Origin of the sequence: Streptomyces albidus (ex Kaewkla and Franco 2022) (genome assembly GCF_013870515.1) — a bacterium.
Taxonomy (GTDB): Bacteria; Actinomycetota; Actinomycetes; order Streptomycetales; family Streptomycetaceae; genus Streptomyces; species Streptomyces albidus.
The window spans coordinates 1-8,611 of the sequence record NZ_JACBXA010000246.1 but is presented as its reverse complement, the minus strand read 5'-3'; the positions used below and the strand labels follow the sequence as shown (position 1 = coordinate 8,611).

The following is an 8,611-nucleotide window of genomic DNA, read 5'->3' as shown; positions in this document are numbered from 1 at the left end:
GGGGGGGCGGGGGGCGCGGGGGCGGGCGCGGTGAAACAGGACGCCGGCCCCCCCCCCGCTCCGTCAGCGCTTCCCCCGCTGGGCCTCCACGATCTGCGTGATCGTCCGCTCCGCGCCCGACCGGCGCTGCACCTTCTCGGCGAAGCCGGGGAACTGCCCCGCGATGGCGCTGAGCAGCTTCATCTCGACCGGTGCGACGTTGACTTCGCACAGATCGCGCTCGACCGCCCGTGTGACGCCTGCGGCGACCTGGCCGGGGGAGACCGTGCGCATGCCGCCGGGCGGGGTGGCGCCCGTGTCGGCGAACATGCCCGCGTCGCGTATGAAGCCGGGCTGGATCAGCGACACCCCGACGCCTGCCCGGTGCAGGTCCTGCCGGAAGGCGAGCGCGAAGCCCCGCAGGCCGAACTTGGTGGCGTTGTAGAGGGAGGAGGCCTGGGTGGCGGCCTTGCCGGAGATCGAGCCGACGAAGGCGATGTGGCCCCGCCCCGCCTCGACCATCCGGGGGGCGAGCAGCCGGGCCAGCATGACCGGGGCGTGGAGGTTGACCGTCAGGGCGCGATCGATCTGCTCGGGTGTGTAGTCGAGGAGTTCGCCGCTGGAGGGGAGCGCCGCGTTGGCGATGAGGATGTCGGCGTCGGCGCATTCCTCGGCGAGACGGGCGACTTGGTCGCGGTCGGAGAGATCGGCGGTCACGGTACGCGCGTCGAACTCCGCCGCGATGGGCGCCAGAGCGTCGGGGCGGCGCCCGGTCAGCACCAACTTGGCACCCTTGGCGGCCAGTTCGCGTGCGAGGGCATGACCGACGCCGCCTGTGGCTCCGGTGAGCAGAACCGTTGATCCGTTGATGCGCATGCGGGAAGCCCTCCAAGACTGTTCGTTCGAACGAACGATAGGGAGGAGGGAGAGCCGTGTCCACAGTGGACCTCGCCGATTCCGGCCCTCGCGTGGGGATTCGAGGCCGCCCTGCCCCCGAGCCGTCCAGGTCAGGACGGCCCACGGCGTCGCCCCTCGCTCCTGAAGAGAGGCCGCGGGTGGAACAATGTTCCGGTGCCCACTCCCGCCGACACCCGGCAGAGCATCATCGACGCCGTCCTGCGCATCATCGGCCAGGACGGCATCGCCGCTGTCACCAACCGGCGGATCGCCAAGGAGGCCGGGATCTCCCTGGGTTCGGTCACGTACCACTTCGCCTCCCAGCACGAGCTGCTGCGCGAGAGCCTGCTGCACTTCGTCGCGGAGGAGACCCAGCGCCTCACCGAACTCGCCGACCAGTGCCAGGCCGAGGAGATCGACCTCGACGGGGCGGCTGCCATGGTCGGCCAGGTCGCCGGAGGCACCGAGTTCGACAGCAGGCACATCGCCCCGTTCGAGCTGTACGTGCAGGCGGGGCGCGACGAGCGGCTGCGCGCAGCGGCGACGGATTGCTTCGGTGCGTACGACCGGCTGGCCGCCCAGATCCTGACCGGCCTCGGGGTGCCGGACGCCGAGCGGCTCGCGGCCACCGCCGTCGCTCTCGTCTTCGGGCTGCAACTGCGCCGCCTGGCAACCGGTTCGCCCGCCGAGGACCTCGTGGACGCCCTGTTGCTGCTTGCGCGCGGAGCCCGGAGAGACTGAACCGGAGCGCCTGAAGTGCCTCGTGGCGTGGGGGTGTCGGAGGTGTCGCGATGGCTGACGGATCACCAGATGAATAAACGCGCCAGACACCCGGTCATCGGCCCTCGGCTACCATGACTGCCATGAGCCAGGGGGATCGATCGCAGGTTTCTGCCGGGTGGGCGAGGCCGTTCACCAGGCAGTTCTTCAACCGGACGCTCCAGACCGGGGAGTAGCCGTGACGACTCCGCGAAGGCCCGGCTGCAAGGCCGCGGGCAGCGACTGCGGCGAGCCGGCCGGGTGGCGCCGAGGCGGCCGGTGCCCCCGCTGCAGGGCCGCGCGCCAGGCCGAGGCGGAACGGGACCGCGGTCTGAGATCCGAGCAGCGGGACCGCGCCCTGGCAGTTCTCAGGTCGGGCGGGAACGCGGACTCGGCCGCAGCCGCAATGGGCGGGGTGGTGGCGGATCTGTCCGCCGCGGCGCTCCACGACGGCGAGCTGCGCGCGGCCCTCGACGGACGGCCGGTGGAGCAGCAACTGCTCGCGCGCAAGGGCGATTACCTCGCCGCGCTGACGCGGACCGGCGGTGATCCCCGGCTTGCCGCCATGGCCATCGGCGTCGAGGAGGAGCAGGCCGTCGAATGGCTCTCGGACTCCGCGTACGCGGACGCCGAGCGGGCCGTACGGGTGTGGATCGCGGAGACGGTGAGCGGGCCACGGCAGCAGGTCGCCGACGAGATGCTCGACAAGGCGGCCGACCTGCTGAGGGACGGCATGACCATCACCGCCGCGGCGCGGGCCATCGGGGTCAGTGCCGCGACCCTCCGTAACCGGGCGGACGGTCATCCCCGGCTCGCTGCCGCCCTTCCTCCGAAGAAGTCCTACAGGCGGCAGAGCGGCCAACTCCCGTCCGCCTCAGTGCAGTAGAGGCCCTGGCCAGAAGCCCGGCGCGGCTTGCGCACCCCGCGCCGACACTGTGTCGGCATGACGCGGCAGCGGCCCTGGATAATCTGTTCGGAGCTTCATCAGCAGTCTTCACGTTCTGCGCATTGCGGAGTCGATTCCTTTTTGATCACCATGTGTCCGGACTCTGCTGGAACGAGACCGTCCTGCGGGACGGTCGTCTGGACGAGGAGACCGGCCGACGGGCCGGTTCTTCGCAGGGTTCGCGCTGTTCGGGGGACAGCGCGAACCGGCCCCGGGGGCGGCCGTCCGGACCGCCGCCCCTCCACCGCGCCATGCGAGTCCGGTGCGCGGGCCGCGCCTCGGTACGGATGCGGACCGAGGTGCGGCAACGGACGCGTACCCGACGGCTCGGAACCCGACGGAGGCGGACAACGGCCATGCTGACACTGCGCGAACTGACCCGCCGGACGACGTCGAGCAGGAGCCCGGCGCTCAAGCTGCTGAACGGGCCGTCCGGATCGCGTTCCGGCACCGGTGCCGTCGTGGACGAGATCGTGGTCTGGGACGAGCACCACGAGGACCACCTCGACGTGCAGGGCGCCCTGGTCATCGCTCCACTCGCCACCCCCTCCGCCGGGCGCGCCGTCACCCCGCCGGACGTCGCGCGGTGGACCGACTCCCTCCGGCGCGGGGGCGCGGTGGGAGTCGTGGCCGTCCTCGACGGCCGCTGTCCCGATCAGCAAGCCAGGCTGGAGCGGCTGGCGGCTTCGACGCCCCTCCCCGTGCTCGCCGCCGAAGGCGATCACACCGCCGACGAGGTCGAGGCCCAACTCCTGCGCCGCCAGCGCGAAGCCGAGAGACGGCGAACCGTCCTCCTCAAGGGTCTGGCCGACCGGTCCGCCCAGTTGACCCGTTCCGGGAAGGGGCCGGAGCCGCTGCTCCAGTGGCTGCGCCAGACCGCCGACGCGACTGTGCTGGTGCTCGACGACGTGCAGAACGCCGACTTGAGGATCCCCGTCGACCGGGAGCTGCTGAGGCAGGTGAGCAACGGCCGCAGGCAGGACGGGACCTGGGACGGAGAGAAAGGCCGGGGGCCGTACGTGCTGGTGCACCGAATGGAGCACCCGGCCCTGAGCGACACGAGCCCGCGCCCCGTTCTCGTCGCTTCGCGCCTCTCGCCGTGGCACCCGCAGCACCGGGAACTGATCGCCGAAGCGGCAGCGGAGATCAGCCACTTGCGGATGCCGGCGAGCTGGCGCACAGGACGAGACGACGCCACCCCTCCGTGGCACGGGGTGCGGCAGTCCGGCGTGGGAGCGCTGATGACCGGGGACGTGGCAGTCGGGCGCAGGCTCCTGGCGCCCCTGTACCCCGCACTCATCTCCGCGCAGTGGATGAGGACCGGCGTGATCCGGTGCGCCCCCGGACTGGACCGTGAAGCGGTCCGCTCCGCGTGTGAATGCGCCCTGGGCGGGGCGGCGTTGGTGGCGCTCAGCCCTGTCCGGAGTCACGACCTCGTCGTCATGACTCCCGCCGAGCACCACGAGAACCGGGAAGGGATCGTCGACGCGCTGCGCCCCGTGCTCACCGCCCTTCCCGGAGGCGCCTTGATGGGAATCAGCTCGCCCGCCCCGCTGCGGCATGCGGCACCCGCGTACTTCAGCGCCGTCAAAGCGATGACGCCGGTGGGCGAGCGGCCGTCCGGCACCGCCGATCGCGGTGTCGGAGCTGCCAGGGAGGCCGGCACGGACTCCCTGGCAGCGAGGCTGCTGAGCGGCAGCCAGGCGTCGTGGGCGCGGACCTGGGCGAGAGCAGTCCTGGCGAACCTCTCCGAGCTGGACGCCGCAGAGCGCCAGGGAATGCTCCGCATCTGCACGCTGGCTCTCACTCTGGGACCTGTCCAGGCGTCCCAACTGCTCCAGAGCGTGCACACGTCGGGCGCCGACCCCGCCGGTGGGGTCGGGAGCGCACGTCGTGACTGGATCGCCAACCGCGACCAGCTGGCGGGCCGCCTCACCCATCTCCAGGACCTGACAGGCCTCGGTCCCTCCAGGACCGAGCGCGCCGTGCTCCACCTGGCGCTGGAGATCGAAGCGCTGGCGGACGGCGGCGGCTCCACTGAAGAACCGATTCACCGGACGCTGGAGGACGTCCTGAACGATCCCGCGGCCCTGGAGTGGCGCCGCGATCTCTTCGCGGACCTCAGCCAGGACCAACTCGTCACGCTGGCGCTCTGGTTCGGCCTCGGCACCGACGAGGCCGCGGCGACGCTGGAGCGGGACCCCCGGACGATCCGCAACCGCATGCAGGTCATCTCGGCAAAGCTGGGCCGGTCACTGACGGAGCCGCCATGGGCCGGGTTGTTCGAGGTGGTCCTCGCGCTGGCGATCCCCGATCCACGCGTCCAGGCCGATCTGCGCAGCCGCCGGCTGCCCTTCGAGGTCCCGGGCCTGACACTGCCGGATCCGGCGCCGCTGAAGTGGCGTGCCGCTCCTTCCGCCGGACGGCTGTACGCCGCTGCCACGCCGCTTCGCTGGTCGGGAGTCGTCAACGCCATCAAGGGCGGCGACTACTGGTATCCGTACGAGGGCGAGCTCCTGGGGAAGATGGAGGCCCACTTCCCCGCCCGGCGACTCGTGGACGCCGCCCGCGACTGGCGGCACAGAGTCGTGGCATGGGCGGCGGAGAGAGGGGTGCGGCAGTGGATACTCTTCGGCTGCGGCCTGCCCAGCAAGCCCTTCCTCCACGAGAGTTCGCCGCACGGCTCGCGGTGGATCTACGCCGACGCCGACCCCGCCGTGCGTGCCCATTTCGCCGAACTGCTCCCGGCGTTCACCTCGCACCACGTGGCGTGCACGGACTTCCGTCCCCTCGATCCGGAGGAGACGTTCGGAATGCTCGAGGAGCACGGCCTCGATCTGAGCCGGCCGGTGGCGGTGTTCTACGGGGAGACCAGCCACACCCTCACCCCCGGACTTGTCGCCCGCACCTCCCGGTCACTGGCGCCGGGCAGTCTCATCGCCGTCAGCAAGCTGTCCGACGACCCGAGCGACACCGGCATGACGACCGGTCTGGCGGTTCTGGAGCAGGCGGGACTCCGCTACGACCGCCGCAGCGAGGAGGAGATGATCTCGCTGTTCCAGGGACTCGAACTCGCCGCGCCCGGGGTCGTACGGCACGACAAGTGGCATCCCGAACTCGCGGACGGGGTGGACGAGATCGAGGGAAGCGCCGGGTGGTTCTGCGGGGTGGGCGTGGTCCGCGGCGGGTCCGACGACATGGGCGGCTGACCCAGGGAGCCCCTCTCCCTCCGGAACCGTCCTGTCCGATCCGTACGAACGGCCTTGCCCCATCTGTCCGTTCCCCGCGGAGCGGCGACTTTTCCACGCACGGCGGAAATGGCCCCCGGTCTCGGCGAACTCCTAGCGTGGGTGTCTGCTCCTCGCGGCCAGGCGGACGCCACGCGTGTCGCCGAACGGGCTGCGTTCCTTGGTCAGGGCGCGGTGCCGCGGGGAGCGACGCGGCCGCCTTTCCGGTCGGCTCCGCCGCGCCCGAGCTGCCTGCATGGGGGGGAAGTGGGTTCAGCTCGGGCGCGCGAGGGGGGCGAGGTCGCTTCGGGTAAGGCGTGAGGCGTCCGACTGGCGCCCGGCGAATCCCAGGAACGCCGCCCATGCGCCCGGACCGACGGAGAGCACCGGGCCGCTCGTGTCCTTCGAGTCCCGGACGTGCACGACCCCGGGGCAGTCGGCGACCTCGACGCACTGGCCGCCTTCACCGTCGCTGTAGCTGCTCTTGCGCCACTGGGCTGCGACTTCGACGCACTGGCCGCCCTCGGGACCGCTGTAGCTGCTCTTTCGCCACTCGACGGCGACCTCTACGCAGTCGCCGCCCTCCGGACCGCTGTGGCTGCTCTTGAGCCAGGCCAAGTCGGTCGTGGCAGTTGCGACTTCGTCGATGCTCACAATTCCCCCAGCAGCTCTTCGATGAAGGCCAGAGACTCACTCGGAGTCAGCGCCTGGGCACGAATGATCCCATACCGGCTGGAGATCGAGCGGACCTCATCTCTTGCGGTAACCGTTGTACTGCGTCCTTGTCCCTCCATGTAGGCCACCTGCTCACCTCCTTTGGGACTGAGCAGTGTGAACGGACCGCCCATGCCCGCGTTGTCCTCCCTGCTGGTCGGCATGACTTGAATCTCCACATTCAGTCGCTGACCGACAAGCAGGACCTGTTCCAACTGCCCACGAAGCACGTGGAGTCCGCCGAGGGGCCGTCGCAGCACCGGCTCCTCGATGACGAAACTCAACGTCGGGGCCGGGCGGCGAGCGAAGATGTCCTGACGCGCCATCCGGCCGATGAGTCGTTGTTCGACGGTTTCCTCGTCCAGCAGCGGACGGCCCATCCTGAAGAGCGCTCGCGCGTAATCCTCCGTCTGCAGCAGCCCGTTGAGTACGTGAGTGTCGTACGCGTGCAGCTCCACCGCTTCCGCCTCCAGGCGGGCCGCGTCGCGGAAGAAGGCCGGGTAACGCGCCCGCGCCACCTCTTCCTTCATGGCGCTCAGCAGACCGCCCGCGTCGAGTACCCGGTCCGCCGCCTCGATCATCTCCGGCTTCGGAATGCGCCGTCCCCGCTCCACCGAGGCGACCTGGTCCGCGCCGTACCCGATGCGGGAGCCCAGCTCCGCCTGGGTCAACTCGGCTCGTTCCCTGAGGAGTTTGAGCTGCTTCCCGAAGCACTTCAGGAAGGCGCCCGAAGCTTCCCCGTCCGCGTCCTGTGTCATTGCCGCCCCTCCCGCACCGCCTGTGCCGTCCCTCACAGCGGGTAACGACCGACAGCCCGGTCAGTCCGCCTGCCGGACCGGTACAGCCGGTCTCCGTACCCCGTGATCCGCTGGTCACGGTAGGTGCCTGCCGCCAGGCTCGTAGGCATGTCGAACGAAGACCAACTCCCAAGTCCAGCTGCGCCCCCGGAGGTCGGGCCTCAAGCTGCACGCTCCGTCACCGTCCCCAGATTCTCGATGCAGTTCACGTCCACGCCGCGGGGAGCGCGTCTGGCACGTCGGCTGGTCGCGCGGAGGCTCGACGCCTGGGGGTATCCCTACGGCTCGGAGGCGAACGACACGCTCACGCTGATCGCCGGGGAGCTGACGGCCAACGCGGTGCGCCACGGCCACGTGCCGGGCCGGGACTTCCGGCTCAGCCTCACCACGACGCCCGGCACGCTCCGGGTCGAAGTCACCGACACCCGAGGTGAGTTGCGCCCCGCATGCCGGGTGACGGGGCCGGACGCGGAGAGCGGCCGGGGGCTGCTGCTGGTGTCGCAGCTCGCCGAGCGTTGGGCGGTCACGACAGCCGGGCCGTCACACCCCGGGAAGACCGTGTGGGCCGAGGTGTCGGTCGCCTGCCCGGCGTCGCGCCCACCGGAGCCGACGACATCGGGGCTCGGGCAGAGCGAGGTCGTCCCGACGCGCCGATGAGGCGGCGGCGGCCGGGCGTTCAGTCGTCCTGTCGCCCGCGACGGTCCTGTCGCTCCCGGGGTTCCTGCCGGTCGTGCCGGTGGGATTCGTGCCGTTCCGGCCCGCCGGATTGCCGTCGGCTGGCGGATTCGTCGGCGCTGTGGGTGCCTTGGCCCGGTGAGACGCGCTTGGCCGCCGCTCGCAGGTCGAGCCTCGCCTCTTCGGCGTCGAGGGTCGCCTGGACGCGGCGCAGCACGGCGTCGTCGATGCGGTGTGCGTCGCGCAGGGCCACGAGTGCGTTGCGCTTCACCGCGATCAGAGCGGTGTGGAGTTCGTGTTCGGCTCGATGCGCCGTCTCGTCGCCCTCGCCGCTCAACTCCTCGGCGTGGTCGCGCAGTTCGCGTACGGCACGCTCGACGACGTCCTGGGGGATGCCCAAGCGGTCGGCCTCGTCGGGCAGTTCCTCCAGGGCGACCTCCACCAGCCGCTGCCGGGCGAGCAGTTCCTCGCTGTCCTCGTCGGGGTCCTCCGGAAGCCGGGCCCACCGGATCACGAAGGGGAGGGTCTGTCCCTGGAGCAGCAGTGTCGCCACGATGACGGCAGCCGTGACGAAGATGATGACGTCCCGGCCCGGCAGCCGAGCGCCGTCCACCGTC

General features: G+C 71.0%; 7 protein-coding genes and 1 pseudogene. 4 read left to right on the top strand and 4 right to left on the bottom strand.

All coding sequences use genetic code 11. The features are described from left to right. Nucleotides 1-63: 63 nt before the first annotated feature. Nucleotides 64-855, bottom strand: a complete 792-nt coding sequence (locus H5J26_RS25330; RefSeq protein WP_181768283.1) for an SDR family NAD(P)-dependent oxidoreductase — start codon at nucleotides 853-855, stop codon at nucleotides 64-66. A gap of 195 nt (nucleotides 856-1,050) precedes the next feature. Between H5J26_RS25330 and H5J26_RS25325 the strand changes: the two genes are divergently transcribed. The 3 genes from H5J26_RS25325 to H5J26_RS25315 all read left to right on the top strand — a co-directional run bounded on the left by H5J26_RS25325 (nucleotide 1,051) and on the right by H5J26_RS25315 (nucleotide 5,790). Further along, nucleotides 1,051-1,617: a TetR/AcrR family transcriptional regulator gene (locus tag H5J26_RS25325; protein WP_181768282.1), complete on the top strand. Its 567-nt coding sequence runs from the start codon at nucleotides 1,051-1,053 to the stop codon at nucleotides 1,615-1,617. Between the two features lie 217 nt (nucleotides 1,618-1,834). Beyond that, nucleotides 1,835-2,521, top strand: a complete 687-nt coding sequence (locus tag H5J26_RS25320; RefSeq protein ID WP_181768281.1) for a hypothetical protein — start codon at nucleotides 1,835-1,837, stop codon at nucleotides 2,519-2,521. A gap of 416 nt (nucleotides 2,522-2,937) precedes the next feature. Beyond that, a complete protein-coding gene (locus tag H5J26_RS25315) occupies nucleotides 2,938-5,790 on the top strand; it encodes an SAM-dependent methyltransferase (RefSeq protein WP_181768280.1) in 2,853 nt (950 codons plus the stop codon). A 291-nt stretch (nucleotides 5,791-6,081) separates the two neighbouring features. Here the strand turns inward: H5J26_RS25315 and H5J26_RS25310 are convergent, their stop codons facing one another. Both H5J26_RS25310 and H5J26_RS25305 read right to left on the bottom strand, forming a co-directional pair. Continuing rightward, the gene (locus H5J26_RS25310; RefSeq protein ID WP_309238063.1) at nucleotides 6,082-6,462 is read right to left on the bottom strand and encodes a DUF397 domain-containing protein; all 381 of its coding nucleotides are present in this window, start codon (nucleotides 6,460-6,462) and stop codon (nucleotides 6,082-6,084) included. Then, nucleotides 6,459-7,280, bottom strand: a complete 822-nt coding sequence (locus tag H5J26_RS25305; RefSeq protein WP_181768279.1) for a helix-turn-helix domain-containing protein — start codon at nucleotides 7,278-7,280, stop codon at nucleotides 6,459-6,461. Before H5J26_RS25305 ends, H5J26_RS25310 begins: the two co-directional genes overlap by 4 nt. 237 nt (nucleotides 7,281-7,517) lie before the next feature. On the opposite strand from H5J26_RS25305, the gene H5J26_RS25300 reads away from it, so the two are divergent. Then, nucleotides 7,518-7,976, top strand: a complete 459-nt coding sequence (locus tag H5J26_RS25300) for an ATP-binding protein (RefSeq protein WP_181768278.1) — start codon at nucleotides 7,518-7,520, stop codon at nucleotides 7,974-7,976. 19 nt (nucleotides 7,977-7,995) lie between these two features. Here H5J26_RS25300 and H5J26_RS25295 read toward each other — a convergent pair. Further along, nucleotides 7,996-8,611, bottom strand: a pseudogene (locus H5J26_RS25295) (hypothetical protein); the annotation flags it as partial.